The organism is Robertmurraya sp. FSL R5-0851 (assembly GCF_038002965.1).
GTDB classification, from domain to species: Bacteria; Bacillota; Bacilli; order Bacillales; family Cytobacillaceae; genus Robertmurraya_A; species Robertmurraya_A beringensis.
This window is the reverse complement of sequence record NZ_JBBOOE010000001.1, coordinates 2288356-2306716: the sequence shown is the minus strand read 5'-3', so window position 1 is coordinate 2306716 and position 18361 is coordinate 2288356. Positions and strand designations below refer to the sequence as shown.

The 18361-nt window shown below is 37.4% G+C and carries 13 protein-coding genes; 10 read left to right on the top strand and 3 right to left on the bottom strand.

Annotated elements, in window-relative coordinates:
• Positions 1–6 precede the first annotated feature (6 nt).
• The 6 genes from MKX65_RS11610 (at position 7) to MKX65_RS11585 (ending at position 8371) form a co-directional block, all read left to right on the top strand.
• Complete coding sequence (locus MKX65_RS11610; RefSeq protein WP_340903718.1) at positions 7–1761, top strand: sensor histidine kinase; 1755 nt, start codon at positions 7–9, stop codon at positions 1759–1761.
• A complete protein-coding gene (locus MKX65_RS11605; RefSeq protein ID WP_160547792.1) occupies positions 1762–2949 on the top strand; it encodes a response regulator in 1188 nt (395 codons plus the stop codon).
• Between the two features lie 563 nt (positions 2950–3512).
• Positions 3513–4892, top strand: coding sequence for an ABC transporter substrate-binding protein (locus MKX65_RS11600; protein ID WP_340903717.1), 1380 nt, complete (start codon positions 3513–3515; stop codon positions 4890–4892).
• A 69-nt stretch (positions 4893–4961) separates the two neighbouring features.
• Positions 4962–5903: a carbohydrate ABC transporter permease gene (locus MKX65_RS11595; protein ID WP_340903715.1), complete on the top strand. Its 942-nt coding sequence runs from the start codon at positions 4962–4964 to the stop codon at positions 5901–5903.
• Complete coding sequence (locus MKX65_RS11590) at positions 5900–6733, top strand: ABC transporter permease subunit (RefSeq protein ID WP_160547789.1); 834 nt, start codon at positions 5900–5902, stop codon at positions 6731–6733. Before MKX65_RS11595 ends, MKX65_RS11590 begins: the two co-directional genes overlap by 4 nt.
• Positions 6734–6937: 204 nt before the next feature.
• Positions 6938–8371, top strand: coding sequence for a GH32 C-terminal domain-containing protein (locus tag MKX65_RS11585; protein WP_160547788.1), 1434 nt, complete (start codon positions 6938–6940; stop codon positions 8369–8371).
• Positions 8372–8436: 65 nt separating this feature from the next.
• On the opposite strand, the gene MKX65_RS11580 is transcribed toward MKX65_RS11585, so the two are convergent.
• Complete coding sequence (locus MKX65_RS11580; RefSeq protein ID WP_160547787.1) at positions 8437–9990, bottom strand: ATP-binding cassette domain-containing protein; 1554 nt, start codon at positions 9988–9990, stop codon at positions 8437–8439.
• Between the two features lie 354 nt (positions 9991–10344).
• Here MKX65_RS11580 and MKX65_RS11575 point away from each other — a divergent pair, with 354 nt between their 5' ends.
• Positions 10345–10734 (top strand): DUF1232 domain-containing protein, encoded by a 390-nt coding sequence (locus MKX65_RS11575; RefSeq protein ID WP_160547786.1) that lies wholly within the window; start codon positions 10345–10347, stop codon positions 10732–10734.
• 296 nt (positions 10735–11030) lie between these two features.
• On the opposite strand, the gene MKX65_RS11570 is transcribed toward MKX65_RS11575, so the two are convergent.
• Together MKX65_RS11570 and MKX65_RS11565 are read right to left on the bottom strand one after the other, a co-directional pair.
• Positions 11031–12050: a DUF3231 family protein gene (locus MKX65_RS11570; RefSeq protein WP_160547785.1), complete on the bottom strand. Its 1020-nt coding sequence runs from the start codon at positions 12048–12050 to the stop codon at positions 11031–11033.
• Between the two features lie 287 nt (positions 12051–12337).
• A complete protein-coding gene (locus tag MKX65_RS11565) occupies positions 12338–14104 on the bottom strand; it encodes a sigma 54-interacting transcriptional regulator (RefSeq protein ID WP_160547784.1) in 1767 nt (588 codons plus the stop codon).
• A 250-nt stretch (positions 14105–14354) separates the two neighbouring features.
• Here MKX65_RS11565 and fdhA point away from each other — a divergent pair, with 250 nt between their 5' ends.
• From fdhA to hcp, 3 genes are all read left to right on the top strand, one after another.
• The gene (gene fdhA, locus MKX65_RS11560; protein WP_160547783.1) at positions 14355–15569 is read left to right on the top strand and encodes a formaldehyde dehydrogenase, glutathione-independent; all 1215 of its coding nucleotides are present in this window, start codon (positions 14355–14357) and stop codon (positions 15567–15569) included.
• A 12-nt stretch (positions 15570–15581) separates the two neighbouring features.
• Complete coding sequence (locus tag MKX65_RS11555; RefSeq protein ID WP_160547782.1) at positions 15582–16346, top strand: aquaporin; 765 nt, start codon at positions 15582–15584, stop codon at positions 16344–16346.
• Between the two features lie 299 nt (positions 16347–16645).
• On the top strand, positions 16646–18298 hold the full coding sequence (gene hcp / locus MKX65_RS11550) for a hydroxylamine reductase (protein WP_377057964.1): 1653 nt from the start codon (positions 16646–16648) through the stop codon (positions 18296–18298).
• Positions 18299–18361 lie beyond the last annotated feature (63 nt).

The following is an 18361-nucleotide window of genomic DNA, read 5'->3' as shown; positions in this document are numbered from 1 at the left end:
GCCGATATGTTAAAATTTCAGCATAAGTTAATTATAGCTTTTATCTGTTTTGTATTAATTCCTATCATTATACTAGGGATTGTTTCATACAAAATTTCATCCACCACCTTACAAAAAAATATTAGTGAGCAAATGATTCAAACTTTAAAGGCGGTTGATCGAAATTTATTAGCTGCTGTTACTGAAGTGAATTCCTTTTCTGACTATATTGTTTCATCAAGTGCCATTCAGGACTATTTAAATACACAAAATACATCCTCGATCTATGAATTTTACAGCGATCAGCAGGAAATCGCTGGAAAGATGTATGGAAATTCACAGATTGATAATCTTGTTCTTTATAGGCATGATGGGGATGTGATTACTTTTACCGATGATATGGTTACGAGCTTAGATGATCTTCGCTCAAATTTGTTTTTGGATAAGCTTTTACAGGAGAAAGGTCGTCCGGTTTGGTTAACACCATATGAAAATCAAAATCTTGTTTTTAGCCAGGACTATATTCTAACTCAATCTAGAGTCGTAAAGGATATAAACACGCTTGATAATTTAGGGTATTTAATACTACATGTAAAACTAGATTTATTTGATCCTATTTTCAAAGATATTTATGGAGGTCCCAGCCATGAATTGATTGTAAATAAAGAGGGGACCGTGCTTTATTCATTAAATCGAAATTTCATTGGTAAAACTCTGGACATTGAAAGTTTTGCTGAATTTCCAACAAATAAAAGTGGTTACCTTACGGATGAATGGGACGGTGAAAAAAGTTTAATTACCTATATGCCGTCTAGTTTTGAAACCGGAGGTAACACACAGCTCATTCTAGTATCAATAAAGCCATTGAAAACGATTGCGAGTGATATTGTCAATATTCGAAACACTATGTTACTCGTAGTAGGGTTTACAGTGTTAACCGCCGGTTTATTTAATTTTTTGTATTTAAAAAGAATTTCTCGCTTTATTCATGAACTATTAAATGGCATGAAGCATGTTGAAAGAGGCACGCTGAGCAAACGAATGGGAAGATTTAAATTTCAAGAATTACAAAATATTTCGCAAGGCTTTAATAACATGACCGGAAAACTTCAACAATTAATGAGAGATATTGAGACAGAACAGGAACGCAAGCGTGAGGCTCAGTTTAAAGTGCTACAGCAGCAAATCAATCCTCATTTTTTATACAATACACTTGAATCCATTAATGCACTCGCCGCTTTAAACGGGCAAAGGGAAATTAGTAGAATGACGATTAACCTTGGTAAGCTGTTGCGCATTAGCATTAATGGAGGGTATGAAGTGAAAGTAAAAGATGAGATCCGTCATGTAATTAGTTATCTGGAAATTCAGAAAATAAGATTTAATAATCGATTTTCTTTTGAAGTAGATGTAGTGGAAGAGCTGAATCATTATCCGATCCTTAAATTAATTCTACAGCCGCTTGTAGAAAATATTTTAATCCATGAGTTTTCAAAAAGAGATGATGAAGAAGGGCTGATTAAGATTAGGGGTACGATATCAAACGGCCAAGGTGAATTTTGGATTGAAGATAATGGTAAGGGTATTGATGAACGTGTACTGATGCAACTAAATAATTGGAGACTAGAAAATCTGCATAGTCAGGCAAATAATGGTCACGGTGTACGCAATGTTGATGAGCGGATGAGACTTTTTTACGGAGAGAAATATGGTCTCATCATTTGTTCGATGAAAAATAAAGGGACGGTAATTAAAATTTCATTTCCGATTAAAGGTGATTAGATGCGAAATAAAGTAGTAATTGCGGATGACGAAAAGTTAATTTTAAATAATCTTACACAAATCATTGATTGGCAGGGATTAGACTGTGAAATCATTGGGACAGCTGAAAATGGACAAGAAGTTATGAAGATCATCAAAAATCAACAAGCAGATCTTCTATTAACGGATATTTCAATGCCCGAAATGAGCGGAATTGAACTGCTAAAAACATTAAATCAGATCGATCATAAGCCACTGGTGATTTTAATAAGCGGCTATGATGATTTTGAATATGCAAAAGAAGCCATTAAAAATAACGCGTTTGACTATATTTTAAAGCCCATTGATTATGATGAATTGGAAGATTGCGTTAAAAGAGCACTTAACAAGATAAAAGCTCAAAAAGTAACTGTGTATGAGCATGAGAAATATGCGATATATGAGCTGATTACATCCGGGAAAGTGGACGCACAAATCAACAACAAGCAAGCTCTTTATTTCTCAGTAATATTAAAAAACTTTAAGGAAGAAATCGAATTAATTATTACAAAAATTGAAGACTTTGTTTCTAAGTGGAATGCGGATTTATTTGTTTACAAGCTGTCAGATAGAGAAGTGATAGTAGTCGTTGAAATGGCAAAGGACTTTATCAATCAAGCAGCTGATATTACCGATGCATTTTCACAGCAACTTCTTTCTGCAGGGGCTGACCCTTGCATCATCTCTGTTGGTAAAGTCGTTGAGCAGTTATTTGAAATAAAGCATTCCGTTGATGCTGCCAAGGAATTACTTAAATATGAAAACTATATAAGTGGTAATGTTTTGACAGAGGAGCGGTTAAAGAAAGAATATAAGCCCAGCCAATCCGCTGCAGATATGATGGAAGAGGCACTCAACTATATCCGAAAAAACTTTCAAACCGATATAGGCATGGAGCAGACAGCGGAACAAGTAGGGTTAAGTGTTAGCTATTTCTGCTTGCTTTTTAAACAAAAAACCGGTCTTACATTTCTCGATTATTTAACAAATGTCAGAATAGAATATGCATGCCTTTTCCTGCAAAATACAGATCTTAAGACATATGAAATTGCCGAAAAAGTAGGCTATGCCGATCAGCGCTACTTCAGCCAAGTATTTAAAAGGAAAATGAAAAATACACCAAGCGAATATCGTAAACTAGTAAAAAATAAGGAAGCCTCTCCCAACTAGGTTAAAGTGTTCCGTTTTGATAAAACTCCGTAATCGAGAAACTAGCAAAAGTATAATAAGCGGAGAATTTCCGGCTAGATGCAGAATAGAGCCTTGTTCCGGGGGAAATAGGGGAAGGTTTTCCGCTTATGCAAAGCAAAATCTCCTATTTTCTAAGTTTTCGAGCCAATAGGCGGAATCTCTCCGTCTATTTTTGCTTTTTTTCATAATTATTAATTATTAGGCGGAATTTCTCCGTCTATATATCATCTCGGATGTGCTTAACCTAACCCTCAACAGATAAGTTTGTTTTGACCCTCGATTTCGTAGAAACGTAAATAAAGAAAGAAAAGCTATGGCAATTCATACGTTAATTCTTGTGTATTTTAAAAAGAAAGTACTCGAAAAAACAGAATCTTTTAGTATTTTTTTTCAATAATAAGAATTTAAACATTTTTTAGAGAAATGTCGCATTTTGAAAGCGCTTTATATACCTTATCATTAACTTATGAAAGCGCCAAGCTAACTCGTACTTCAATAATGAAAGCGCTTGAAAATATATTGAGAGAAATAGGGGGAGAGGTATGAAGAAGTTAATATTGTTTGTTTCAATACTGTCTTTAGTCTTTTCGTTAGTAGCTTGTAGTTCAGACAAAACTAGCGGCAGTGACAAAATTGTCGTTTGGACACAAGCCGCGGCAGATCATCCAGAAGGAAAGATGTTTGCTGACCGAGTAAAGAGCTACAATGAGGCTCATCCAGACGGACCTAAAGTTGAAATACAAAACATCACACGTGCAGGAGCTGGTTCAGGCTACATTGATAAGCTGAATGCAGCAATTACAGCAAACGACATGCCTGATATTTTTACATTAGACGGACCTGATATTGGGGCTTATGTTGATTCAGGATTACTTGGAGAACTAGATGGATACATGAGCGAAGGATTCAAAGATGGATTCACGCAAGCAATCATCGACCAAGGAACAGTGGACGGGAAATTCTACGGAATGGGTTATTCTGATTCAGGCGTAGCCATCATGTATAACGAAGACATGATCAATGCACTACCTGAAGATATAAAAGCATTAGTTCCATCACTGGATCAAGACTGGACATGGGATCAATTTATTGAGTTATCAAGAAAAGTGGACGAGTTTGCAAAATCGTCGAATGATCCAGTGTTTGCAAATTATGAAGCGGCTGTAAGTCTATTATTAACAGACATTACTGCAGGTGCCTATGAATTAGGAACATACTACTTCACACCACTTCTTTGGGGAAATGATGCAAACATCGTTGCTGAAGATGGTGTCACTGTTGATGGCGTCTTAAACAGTAAGAAAAGTGTAGAAGCATTAACAAAATATGCGCAATTATTTGCTGAGCCAGCACTTGCTAGTGCGACAGAATCTGAAAAAACATTCCATACAGGAAAATCAGCACTATCTGTTAGTGGATTCTGGTATGTAAATGAACTAATCAATAATTATCCTGACTTAAAATTCAAGACCGTTCGTTATCCGAAAATGAGTGAAGACTTCGACGGGTTATACACACCATCTGGTTCTTGGGCATTTGTTCGAAACGGACAAGAAGAAGACGAAGAACGCGTTAAGCAAATCGTTGAAGTCATGGAATGGTTAACAAACGACGAAGCATCAAAAGAATACTTCGCTAAAAACGGTTCTATTCCAACCAGAATTAATTCTGTTGACGCGATTGATACCAATACGGACAACCCATATCACAACGATGCATGGACCGTATTAAAGTATCAAGTTGAAAACACAAACAAATCTCGTCCGGTATCACCTGGATATCCTTATCTTTCTGAAACCTTTGCAAAAGACGTTATTCTAAAAATCGCTCAAAACAAAGCGACAGATGAAGCAACAATCAAGAAATATGTAGACGATGCATCGAAGAAAATTGAATTAGAATTTGCCAAGTACAAAAAATAATCGGTTGTTAAAAGTAAGAGGTGAGGGAATGACCTCACCTCTTACTCTTTTTAAAAAGGGGTGTGGACCATGAAGAAATTGATCAAACGTATTGTAAAAGTGAGAAATACAACTGAACACCTCAAACAAAGTGAACATTACAAAACAAGAGATATCGTGTCCGCTTACGGATTTTTAACACCTGCTTTAATACTGGCGATTCTCTTTATTGTATTACCTATTATTCTAGCGTTTACGTACGGGTTTACAGATTACTATTTATTAAAACCAAACGACAAGGAATATATTGGACTTGAAAACTTTAAGCGAATGCTGACAGATGAAGTGTTGATCCAAAGTTTTAAAAACACGTTAAAGTTTGTGGTGTTTGTTGTTCCTCTGCAACTGTCAATGGCACTTGGACTTGCTCTCATTGTTAACAAAAAAATCAGAGGTGTAGGATTCTTCCGTACTGCTTATTTTTCTCCAGCTGTTTTATCTCTTGTTGTGATCTCAATCCTTTGGACGGTCATGTTAAACCCTACATCTGGTTTAATTAATGAACTCCTTGCGAATGTTGGGATTTCCAAGCAGCCTTTCCTCTCCAGTGCGTCTCAAGCAATGTATACGATCATTGGGATCTCTGCATGGTCAGGGTGTGGGTATCAAATGATGATCTTTTTAGCGGGACTTAAAAATATTGATGGAAGCCTTTATGAGGCAGCGGATATTGATGGAGCCAATGCGTTTCAAAAGTTTTTATTTATTACCATTCCTTCATTAAAACCCATTCTGATGTTTTTAGTGATTACCACTACGATTCAGGCTTTTAAACTCATCGTTCAACCGATGGTTATGACAGGTGGAGGTCCAGATTACTCCACGATTACCATTTTGCAATATATTTATGAGTATGGATTCCGTCATCGAAACATTGGATATGCCAGTGCGATTACGTTAGTATTCACGATTTTCTTAGTCGTAATTTCAATCATTATTAAAAAGCTATTTAGAGAGGAGAAAGTAGCATGAAAATTGTAAAGAAAACCTTATTTTATCTCTTCGCCTCTATTGTGGCCTTACAATTTTTACTTCCTCTCATTTGGATGATTCTTTCTTCATTTAAAATCGATGAAGTGATTTACAAGGATATGGGTACAATCTTTGCCTTTGTTCCAAGATTTTCTGATCTTTCGTTTGACTCTTATGTGGAGTTATTAGGTTTTTATAACATCTTTAAGAACGTTGGAAATAGTTTGATTTATGCATCCGTTACAGTGGTTGTAGGATTAACCATCAATTCATTGGCAGGGTATGCTCTTGCAAGATTTAAATTTCCATTGAAGGATTGGATTTTAATTTTTATTATCGCACTTATGATTGTGCCAATTGAAGCGACCATTCTTCCATTGTTTTTAGTGGTAAATGAGATGGGATTAATCAACACAATTCCAGGTTATTTGCTGCCATTTATCATCAATGTGATGAACATATTCTTATTCAGACAACATTTCTTATCCTTTCCTGGTGAATTAATTGAATCAGGAAAAATCGATGGACTAAGTGAAGTAGGATGTTTCTTCCGAATCGTCATGCCATCAAGCTTAAATATGTATATTACCGTTGGAATTTTAACGTTCTTAGCATCATGGAATGATTTTTTATGGCCGGTAATGGCGTTATCAAACGCAGATTTGATGCCGATTCAAGTTGCGCTTAATGCAGTTTTTGCAGACACGTATAACATTTTCACAAGTCATATGATGGCAGCACTAACCATCGTAACGATTCCTATTGTTATTCTTTATATCATTTTCCAAAAATACATTGTGGAAGGTTCCATGCAAAGTGGAATTAAATAAAGGCTATTTTCTTAAACTTTGTTGCTTTTTGGAACCTAATTTTAATAATTGTGCTAAATATCAGCAGAAAATAGCATGAATTTAATAAGAAAAGAGCCTGCAAACTACATTCTTAAGCGCAAAATAGCTATTTCCACGTTAAAATCGGCTTTTAGATTTTAACAACAAGCTTTGCGAAAACAGCCTAAATAGAAGAGGTGCCCTATGAATCGACTACAAAAAGCAAACGACTTTATTAAAGAAAACAAACATAAAACAAATAATCGCCCCCTTTATCATTTTTCACCGGAAATCGGATGGCTCAATGACCCGAATGGCTTTTCCTTTTACAAAGGGAAATACCAGCTTTTTTATCAGTATTACCCGTACGACATTGTATGGAATGACATGCATTGGGGTCATGCAACAACCAATGATTTTGTCAATTGGGAGTACCTCCCTGTAGCGATGGCCAATGACAAAGCGTATGATGCAAACGGGTGTTTTTCCGGAAGTGCGATTGAAAAGGATGGGAAACTCTATCTCATTTATACAGGTCATATTGATCCTAACTTAGGGTTTGATAAAGATGAATCACAAATTGCTGAACGTCAGTGTGTGGCAGTGTCAGAGGATGGTATCCATTTCGAGAAGTCTTCATTGAATCCCGTGATTGGTGAAAAAGAGTTGCCAGAAGGGTATCTCATTTGTGATTTCAGAGACCCTAAAGTGTTAGAGCATAAAGGGGTATACTACTGTGTTTTAGCGGTAAGAAACGCGAAACGTCGTGGTGAAATCATCATGTTCCAATCAAACGATTTACTTCAGTGGAGCTTTCATTCTTCCATATTTCAAATGTCATTTGAAGAAAATACGTTACTAGAATGTCCGGATCTCTTCCATTTAGACGGAAAAGATGTGCTAATTTTCTCTGAAATGCCATGCGACCCTGAATTTGACGGAGAAGTAGAGAAAAAGACATCATATGTGATTGGACACATGGATTTTGAAAACGGAGCATTCATACCTGAGGCAAAGGGCTTGCTAGATTATTCAACGTTTTATGCACCTCAAACAACGGACGGTCAAAACGGAGAAAGACTATTAATTGGATGGATGCACCGTTGGTCAAAAGCAACGCCACCAAAAGAGTACGGTTATAACGGCATGATGAGTTTACCAAGAAAGTTACACATCAAAAACAACACACTCATTCAACAAGCTTATATTAGCCATGACGATTATTTCACAACGGTTGCTGTTCATGAACATGTTACATTAAATGAGGACTTGACCATTGAAAGCGGAAGAGCAGGATATTTATCCCTATCACTGTTATCTAAGAGTGAATCGTTTGTTGTTGAATTAAACAAGGAAGATCAAAAAGCAACACGTGTGAGTGTGAATCCATCATCCAATTCTGTTGTGATTACTTCTGATTATGGAGATAGTGAACCAATTACCGTACATGACTGCTTTAACAATGATGAAAACACACTAGAATTTTACGTGGATCTTCATTCAATTGAACTCTTTGTGAATAAGGGCGAAAAAGTGGTAACTTTTACGGCATATGAAAAAGATAAAGGAACAAGCATTGTCCTTTCAGGCAAAGGAGCCCAATTAAAAGAAGTTCGTTATGAGGCGTTTAGATCTTAATATATTGAAATAAATAGAAAAGGGGTACCCAGTAAAATTTTACTGAGGTACCCCTTCATCTTTATTTAAAATACTTTCGTAGTCCAATCCTCACAATTCCAAATATCAGTCGCAATTTCACGATAGAAATCAGGTTCGTGGGATACCATCAAGATACTTCCGCGATAGGCCTTTAAAGCACGCTTCAATTCTTCTTTTGCATCCACATCCAAGTGATTGGTAGGTTCGTCTAGAATTAATAAATTCGTTTCTGTGTTTAGAATTTTACACAATCGAACCTTGGCTTTTTCTCCACCAGAAAGGACTTCGATTTTACTTTCAATATGTTTCGTCGTTAATCCACATTTTGCAAGAGCAGCACGGACTTCAGCCTGATTCATACTTGGGAACTCGCTCCAAATCTCTTCAATACAAGTGTTGTAGTTGGACTGTTTCACTTCCTGCTCGAAGTACCCGATGTATTGATACTCACCACGTTCCACTTTACCCTCCAGCGGATCAATCAACCCAAGAATACTTTTTAAAAGAGTAGACTTCCCAATACCGTTTGCACCCACGAATGCAATTTTTTGTCCGCGTTCCATTTTTAAATTCAGAGGGCGAGAAAGGGGTTCATTGTAACCAATAACCAGATCTTCAGCCTCGAAAATCCAACGACTAGAAGCACGAGCTTCTTTGAAAATAAACTCTGGTTTCGGCTTCTCTTTCCCCAATTCAATAACTTCCATTTTGTCGAGCTTCTTTTGACGAGACATCGCCATATTACGGGTCGCAACACTTGCCTTGTTACGAGCAACGAAATCTTTCAAATCAGCAATTTCTTGTTGTTGACGCTTGTAAGCAGATTCTAGCTGTTGCTTCTTCATTTCATATATTTTTAAGAAGTTATCATAGTCACCAACATAGCGGTTCAACTCTTGGTTTTCCATGTGATAGATCAAGTTCACCACATTGTTCAAGAATGGAATATCATGTGAAATCAAGATAAATGCATTCTCATATTCCTGTAAATAGCGCTTCAACCATTCAATATGCTGTTCATCCAAATAGTTGGTAGGCTCGTCTAGTAATAGGATTTCAGGTTTTTCTAGCAAAAGCTTAGCTAGCAAAACTTTCGTACGTTGCCCACCGCTAAGATCATCTACATCTCGATCGAGTCCAACAGCGTCTAATCCTAGACCACGAGCCACTTCCTCAACTTTTGAATTAATTTGATAGAAATCATTACTATCTAACGTTTCTTGTAGCTCTCCAACTTCTGCGAGTAATGCATCGATATCGGCACCTTCATCACCCATTTTTGCATAAAGTTCATTGATCTCTGCTTCAGCATCAAATAGATATTGAAAAGCAGTACTCAAAGCGTCACGCATCGTAGTACCTTTTTGAAGTACAGCATGCTGATCTAGATAACCAACACGAACTTTTCGTGACCACTCCACTTTTCCTTCGTCAGGTTGTAACTTCCCAGTAACAATATTCATGAAAGTAGACTTACCCTCACCATTTGCCCCAACTAATCCAACATGTTCGCCTTTTAATAGTCGAAAAGACACATCATTAAAAATGGCACGATCACCGAAACCATGACTTAAATTTTGTACGTTTAATACGCTCATTTTTTTAACCCCTTATCTAATGTCACATGAAGATATCTTACTAGATTTAGACTAGATTTTCTATCTTGAATTTATTTTATTTGCAAAATGTACTATAATTATTAGGTTAAATGGAGTCTGACCTTCGTTATTAAATGGGGTTATGTAAGAAGCCAGAGACGACAAAATGTACGTTATTACTGATGAAATAGCAGATGTGGTGATCTACGCATTGCTTCTATCAAATGAGCTAGAAATAAATTTAGAGCAGGCCACCGAAAAAAATGGTAAAAATAGACAGGTGGTGCCCAGTAAGTAAATCTTTTGGATCGAGTAAAAAATATACTAAATTATAAAGTACAAAGGGGAAGAGAGATGACTAATACAGAAGAATTCAAAGATTCCGGAAAACACTTCTCGGATGAAAAGTTTTGGGGGAAATTAAAGAAGTTTGCTAAAAAAGCAGGTTCTTCCGTTGTGTATGCAGTGTTACTATTATACTTTACTCTTCAAAAACCAGAAGTACCAGTAAAAGCAAAGACCATCATCATTGGAGCATTAGGATACTTTATTCTTCCGCTTGATTTAATTCCAGATGTAGTGGTAGGCGTAGGGTATACAGATGATTTAGGCGCTCTAGGAGTTGCCTTGTTCCAAGTGGCTATGTATATTGATGAAGATATTAAGAGTAAAGCAAAAGAGAAATTACAAGAATGGTTCGGAGATAACGTTGATACATCTGACATCGATGGAAAGATTGGTTAATAAACATGAAAACTAGGGATTATGCCCTGGTTTTTTCTATTTTTAGCGAAAATTCTCTTTGCGGGAAATAGGGAATGTTCAGAAGGGATGGATATAGAAGAGGAATTGTATCAAATTCCTTACCAATCGTACTAAGATCATTTCCATTTTCTTTGAAAAATGAATGACGCATACAAGGTTTTCTCTCCCTATGCTATGAATATTTTCAAGAAAGAAATATTCAATAAAAGGCGGATCTAAACTTCATTATCTGAAATTTAGATTCGCCTTTATTCAACCAAGAGGAGTGACCCATATTATTTATTATTCCTTTCCTTTGCAAGCGATTCTCGGTCACTTGCTAATGGAGGCTGCTCTAACCATCCATTTTTTATCATTATGTTCGCTCCGTCATCAGCAAAGTGTAAAAGTTCTAAAATGAGTCGTAAGTATTTAGCACCTAGATCTCTTCTTGCATTGACACTCAAAGCAGAACCATAATATGAAAGGCTTAATTGTGCAGACAATTGAATTTGATACATCATATATTTATCTGAGAAGGTCACAGAGGTAGAGTTCGTGATCATTGATTGCCAGGAAATAGGTGAATTTAAATTATCTTCCTTAAATACCGATTCAAATATATTTATATGTTTATTGGCAATGTCAAGTCCCCTCGTGAAATGTTGACGAACCTCTTTTGATTGAGCTACTTGGATGAATCCGACTTTTAAAGCAGCATGTAAATGCATTTTCAACAAATTGAAAGAAATATCTCCAATTTCGATAGCATTCAGTGGACGACGATCTCCTAACCATCCAGTTAAAAAACTTTGGTGCTTTACAAAATCGATCGATTCGGGTGGTGTAATAATAGGAGGTCGAGTAAAAAGTCCTTTTGAAAGCATTAAATCAATGGATTGATCAAAAAGCTCCATCGTTTCGGACATACAGGTTTTGAAATACTTCCGTAAATCAGAACGAATAGAATTACTAACAGATAAAGCATACCCAGTCATTCCTTGCAAAGTCATGATATAAATATAATTTAGGTAGAAAGGGTCTTGAAAAAGACGTGGTGCGTGAATGTTTACGTCCTCTTTTTCTGTAAACCCACGTGGAATAGGGTGATTTTCTTTTAACAAAAATACTGTAATTTCTTCGACATGCTTTTTTGATATTTCAAGAGAAGTTTGGTAGATCGATTTGACTTCGTAATCTTCGATATGTTCGAGTGCATAACGAAAGAAACAAATGGACATTGTATCAAAAATGTATTGTGTCCAAAGGCTTGCAATTTCCGGAGCACTTAATCGAATTGGGCTATTTGTCTCCAAGGTTCATCCTCCGATTCACGAAATTATTTAGTATTTTTATTGTTTTCTTAGAGTATAAAAAGTATGTAACAAGTTAGAAAATCCAACCATCACAAGATTTTATAAAATAGGTTGATTTTCTAAAAATAATTATTTTATATAGAACTATTAGTATGTAAAAGTGGTTTCATAAATCGGCAGGCAAGATCTAGATTGGCTGGGATATATTTATTTTGGAGAAAAAGTCGCAACATTTACGGCATACAAAAGACCATCAAACGTTTAAAATGTTTGATGGTCTTTTATCTCTATTGTTGAAGATGATATTTTTTAATTTTAAGATAAAGTGTATTTCGACTAATTTTTAGGATCGTAGCTGCCTTACTAATATTCCAACTTACATATTCCAACGTTCTTCGAATCACCTCTTTCTCTGAATGAACCAGAGAGGTAAGGGGATCCTTTTCTTCCTGTAGAAATGGTTTATCCTGCTCGTATTCGATTTCAAAATCCAAGTCCTCCGCTTGAATCTCATTTCCATCAGCGAGAAACGAGGCCTGCATGAGAACACTTTTCAGCTCTCTCACATTTCCTGGCCATTGATACGAAAGTAGCTTCTTTTTTGCCTCTTTTGAAAGAGGCAAAGATGGGTATTCTAAATGTTTCATTAAGTGATTGGACAATTCAATCAGGTCTGAACGCTCGCGGAGAGGAGGTAGTGTCAGAACCACACCTTTCAGTCGATAATACAAGTCTTCTCGAAAACGTCCAGCTTCTATTTCTCTTCTAAGGTTTTTATGTGTCGCTGCAATCACTCTTGTGTTTATTGGGATGGGTTTCGTTCCACCTACACGGGTCACTGATTTTTCCTGTAAAACTCTTAATAAAACCGCTTGTGCCTTTAGGGACATGTCACCAATTTCATCAAGAAAGAGGGTCCCACCATTCGCTGCCTCAAATTTCCCAATCCCTCCATCACGATTGGCACCGGTAAAGGCTCCCTTTTCGTAACCAAACAATTCGCTTTCAATGAGGTTTTCCGGTATGGCGCTACAATTAACCGCAATAAAAGGCTGATCTCCTCTTGGTCCAGATGTATGTAAAGACTGTGCAACTAACTCTTTTCCTGTCCCACTTTCTCCATATACAATGATTGGGAAATCGGTTAGTGCCGCTTTTTTAACGATCCTTCTGATTTCATTCATCTTTGGGCATGACCCGACAATATCCTTAATGGTATATAGAGATTGTGGAGTCAATTTCTTATTTGTTGTTTGATTTAAAGCTAATATGGATCGATATTGTTTACGTGTTGGATCAGACACCACTTTTGTCGGATATCCCTTTGTATTGTGAAATTCTTTTCCATAACAGTCATCACCTAGTAATTTACGTGCTGACTGATTGGCACGGATGATTCTATTGTCATCATCGAGTGAAAGAAGGGGGACATTTGCCAAGTTCGCAGTCGCTTCTAGTTCTTTCATGGTCAAAACCTTTTCATTTTTTGCTATGTCTAAAAGCAAGCCATTTTGAATAAAAGTCGCCATGATGTTGGTTAAGGAGAAAATAAATGGATGATACATTTCCTTTCTTGCACTGATATTAACGGCACCAATCAGCTCACCCGTTGGTGAATATATAGGGCTTGCCGCACATGTTAGAAAATGATTTTTCACATAGAAGTGGTGATCCGCATGAGTGATAATGGGTTCTTTCGTGTAGATGGCAAGCCCCATGGCATTGGTTCCTTTGTTTTCTTCTGACCAATTAGAGCCTATGGATAGCACATCAACAGAGCTGGTTCCATCCAATTGCCCCACTCTATGTATGATGGTTCCATTTCGATCAACAATGATGATCACTAGACCCGAATAGTAGTTGGGAAAGAGTGTGTTAATAGCAGAAGAGGCATGGTTGATTAACTGTTCATTTTCTTTAATCAGATCACTCAAAGCCTTACCAGTCAAAATAGAGTCCTCAAAAGGATCGGTTGGTGAGAGGCCAAAATCATGACAACGCTTCCACGATTGACTAATGAGATTATACTTATCGAAAAGAACTTCTGTAACCATATGACAAATATTACCTCCTTTTCACATTAAGGCCATTCAGTCTTTGTCCATATTATACTATTATTTCAATATTCAGGAAATGATTAAAAGTCATTTGTCTTAAAATAGGACACCCTTTGCTCATTTATTGAACACGCTTTTACCAGGGGTCGTGTGGAATCGCTTACATAATCGCCTTTTAGAGTTGGCATCAAAATTGCAATGATATGGTTGTAAATAAAACTTCATAACAAAAGGGGAGGATTTTCACATGAGGGGAAATAGAGCAGTAGCTTACATGGGTGCAGGTAAAGTAGAGGTAATGGATATTGGTTATCCAGATTTAGTTTTAAGAGATGGACCTGGAGTCAATCCTTTAAACGTAGGACGTAAATGTGAACACGGTGTGATCTTGAAGGTAGTAACAACAAATATTTGTGGAAGTGACCAACATATGGTGAGAGGGAGAACGACTGCTCCCGAAGGACTTGTGCTTGGGCATGAAATAACGGGAGAAGTCATTGAAGTTGGTCGTGATGTGGAATTTATCAAAAAAGGGGATCTGGTGTCTGTCCCGTTTAATATTGCGTGTGGACGATGCAGAAGCTGTAAAGAGCGCAACACACATATTTGTGAAAATGTAAATCCTGACCGTCCGGGTTCAGCGTATGGTTATGTAGATATGGGAGGCTGGGTAGGAGGTCAGTCTGAATATGTAATGGTACCGTATGCTGATTTCCAATTATTGAAATTTCCAGATAAAGATCAAGCGATGGAAAAAATTAGAGATTTAACAATGCTATCTGATATTTTTCCAACCGGTTATCATGGGGCAGTGAGCGCAGGTGTTAAGCCAGGAGCGACTGTTTATATTGCGGGAGCAGGTCCTGTGGGGCTAGCAGCTGCCCATTCAGCACAACTATTAGGGGCTGCTGCCGTTATTGTAGGGGACTTAAATGAAGAAAGGCTTGCCCAAGCAAGAAGCTTTGGTTGTGAAACCGTCAATCTACGTAATCACCCTGATTTGGGAGAGCAAATTGATCAAATTCTAGGCAGTCCTGAGGTTGACTGTGCAGTAGATTGCGTAGGCTTTGAAGCATCTGCACATGGTGCCAATGCGACAGAAGCACCGGCAACGGTTTTAAATTCCATTATGCAGGTCACTCGTGCTGGGGGACGACTGGGGATTCCAGGTCTATATGTAACAGGAGATCCAGGTGGAGTGGATGAGGATGCAAAAATTGGTACATTGAGAGTTCGTTTAGGATTAGGGTGGGCGAAAGCACATACATTTGTTACAGGTCAAACACCAGTCATGCAATACCACCGTGACTTAATGCAAGCGATCTTAAGTGGAAAAGCACAGATTGCAAAAGCGGTTAATGCAACGGTCATATCCTTAGATGAAGCGCCAAGGGGCTATGCAGAGTTTGATAAAGGGGCTTCAAGAAAATATGTCATTGACCCTCATGGACTTGTGAAATAAGGCTGGCTGCTGATGGAGACACCCAGCCTGTTCAAACGATGTTTTGGTGAAGGTATCGGTACGGCTTTATTAGTTCTAATTGGTCCAGGCACAGCCGCTTTTAATGGAATAATTACGGCTAATAACAACGAGTCTACCACATTGGCTGATATTGGAGTGATAAGCTTTGCCTTCGCAATTATTGTTATGGCAATGATCTATTCAATAGGAAGATTAACGGGTTGTCACATTAACCCAGCTGTCACAATCGCACTAGCTTCAACAGGTCATTTTCCATGGAAAGAGGTAGGACCCTATCTACTTGCACAATGTGTAGGTGGTACCATTGGCGCGTTTGGAATTGTAAGCGTTTTAGGCATGGATGGAGTATTAATAGGTAATTTAGGAGCAACTGTCCTTGCCCCATCTACCGGGTATATTCAGGGGATATTTATCGAAGCCATTGCAGCGTTTATTCTTATGTTCGTCATTATGGGAGTTGCAGTAGACTCCAGGGCCCCAAAGGATTGGGGTGGGCTTGTGATTGGTTTAACGGTTGGTGGGATCATCATGATGACCGCCGGTCCTACGGGAGCATCATTTAATCCCGCAAGAACCTTCGGACCATATGTTGTCGATAGTTTACTCGGCGGCAATATCAACTGGGTTCAATTTCCTGTGTATGTAATTGGTCCAATCATGGGTGCTGTTGCAGCGGCGGTACTTTATAAGTATATATATAGTTCGGAAAAGCTACCGTTAATAAAGGAAAACTCTCATAAAGAAATAGGTAAATAGCGTAAGGATGAAAACTAGGGGATGACTCCCTAGTTTTTTTCTTTTTATTTCGTATGTCTAACTGCTGTAAGTTTAATAGTGTTTTAATCTTGAAGATCACAACTTTGTTCGATTGCCGTGTCTTAGAAAAAGCAAGTAATCTTTGATTTTCTCCATCAATTTTGACAATCAAGTGAAATATGTCTTATCAGTGAGTTATATCACACCTACTTTTTCTGATCGTTGTTAAAGTGAAATCATTATTGAATGACTATGTAAAGTCACCTAATGATTAGAAGGTAGGGGGAAGTTAAATGAGTATGTTTTGTTATCAATGTCAAGAAACAGCAAATGGAACAGGTTGTACGATTGCCGGTATTTGTGGAAAAAAAGATGATTTAGCAAATATGCAAGATTTATTGGTTTATGTGGTAAAGGGTCTGGGGATTGTTCATACAGAAGCTAGAGAACTAGGATTGAAGCATAGTAAGGTAGATGAGTTTATTGTAAATAGTCTTTTTATGACGATTACAAATGCCAACTGGGATAAGAATGACTTTTATAATAAGGTTAGAGAGGGTCTAAACATTCGTGAAGAGATCAAGTTCTCGATTGAAAAGGCTGGCTCACAATTAGCTAATACAAGTGATTTTGTGACCTGGTATGGTGAGACTACTCTTGAGTTTGAAAACAAAGCCGCTTCACAAGAGGTAAGTATTCTTGCCACAAGAGATGAAGATATTCGCTCGTTAAGAGAACTAATTACATATGGTCTAAAAGGATTGGCTGCATACCTTCAGCATGCCGCACATTTAGGCTATAAAGAGGACTCTCTGTATGCTTTTATGCAAAAGACATTGTCGCAGATCACAGATGATACATTAACATTGGATGAATTGATTGCACTTTCTATGGAAGTTGGAAAGTATGGGGTTCATGGAATGGAATTATTAGATACCGCAAATACTTCCACTTATGGACATCCGGAGGTTACAAAAGTAAACATCGGTGTTGGTAAAAATCCTGGAATTTTAATAAGCGGTCATGACCTTAAAGATATTGAACAATTATTAAAGCAAACAGAGGGCACGGGTGTGGATGTGTATACACATAGTGAAATGCTCGTCGCCAATTATTATCCAGCATTTAAAAAATATGATCACTTTGTAGGTAACTACGGAAATGCTTGGTGGGAACAAAAACGTGAATTTGAAAGCTTTAATGGTCCGATTCTAATGACAACAAACTGTATTGTACCACCGAAAGCTACCTACAAGGATAGAATGTATACAACTGGAGCAACAGGAGTAGAAGGTGTTACGTATATCGCGGAGAAAGAAGATGGAACAAAAGACTTCTCAGTGATTATTGAGCATGCGAAACAATGTGATCCTCCTATTGAGATTGAAAAGGGTGAAATTATTGGAGGATTTGCACATAATCAAGTCGCTCAAGTGGCTGATCAAGTGGTTGACGCAGTGAAGAATGGAGATATTAAACGATTCTTTGTTATGGCAGGCTGTGATGGACGCCATAAAAGTAGAACGTATTATAAAGAGTTTGCTGAAGAACTTTCTAACGATACCATCATCCTAACAGCTGGTTGTGCGAAATATAGATATAATAAGCTTGATTTGGGTGATATCAATGGGATTCCAAGGGTACTTGATGCTGGTCAATGTAATGATTCTTATTCACTTGTCATGACCGCATTAAAACTAAAGGATGCCCTTGGCTTGGAAAGTATTAATGACCTTCCATTGTCTTATAATATCGCATGGTATGAGCAAAAGGCGGTCATTGTATTCTTATCCCTTCTATATCTAGGTGTGAAGAATATTCATGTTGGTCCTACATTACCAGCATTCCTTTCACCAAATGTAACAAACTTCTTGGTAGAAAACTTTGGTGTAGGAAGCATTACGAATACAACGGATGATATTGATATGTTTATGAATGTGGTAGCTAACTAACTTTCAGTCGTTTCATTAAAATGATAAAAACAAAAGTGGGAAAACATGAATGATTAATGTTTT

What these genes read in the sequence shown, in the direction of transcription:
- fdhA (WP_160547783.1), top strand. Translation starts at nt 14,355, where the DNA reads ATGAGGGGAAATAGAGCAGTAGCTTACATGGGTGCAGGTAAAGTAGAG.
- MKX65_RS11600 (WP_340903717.1), top strand. Translation starts at nt 3,513, where the DNA reads ATGAAGAAGTTAATATTGTTTGTTTCAATACTGTCTTTAGTCTTTTCG.
- MKX65_RS11605 (WP_160547792.1), top strand. Translation starts at nt 1,762, where the DNA reads ATGCGAAATAAAGTAGTAATTGCGGATGACGAAAAGTTAATTTTAAAT.
- hcp (WP_377057964.1), top strand. Translation starts at nt 16,646, where the DNA reads ATGTTTTGTTATCAATGTCAAGAAACAGCAAATGGAACAGGTTGTACG.
- MKX65_RS11585 (WP_160547788.1), top strand. Translation starts at nt 6,938, where the DNA reads ATGAATCGACTACAAAAAGCAAACGACTTTATTAAAGAAAACAAACAT.
- MKX65_RS11595 (WP_340903715.1), top strand. Translation starts at nt 4,962, where the DNA reads ATGAAGAAATTGATCAAACGTATTGTAAAAGTGAGAAATACAACTGAA.
- MKX65_RS11555 (WP_160547782.1), top strand. Translation starts at nt 15,582, where the DNA reads ATGGAGACACCCAGCCTGTTCAAACGATGTTTTGGTGAAGGTATCGGT.
- MKX65_RS11580 (WP_160547787.1), bottom strand. Translation starts at nt 9,990, where the DNA reads ATGAGCGTATTAAACGTACAAAATTTAAGTCATGGTTTCGGTGATCGT.
- MKX65_RS11610 (WP_340903718.1), top strand. Translation starts at nt 7, where the DNA reads ATGTTAAAATTTCAGCATAAGTTAATTATAGCTTTTATCTGTTTTGTA.
- MKX65_RS11590 (WP_160547789.1), top strand. Translation starts at nt 5,900, where the DNA reads ATGAAAATTGTAAAGAAAACCTTATTTTATCTCTTCGCCTCTATTGTG.
- MKX65_RS11565 (WP_160547784.1), bottom strand. Translation starts at nt 14,104, where the DNA reads ATGGTTACAGAAGTTCTTTTCGATAAGTATAATCTCATTAGTCAATCG.
- MKX65_RS11575 (WP_160547786.1), top strand. Translation starts at nt 10,345, where the DNA reads ATGACTAATACAGAAGAATTCAAAGATTCCGGAAAACACTTCTCGGAT.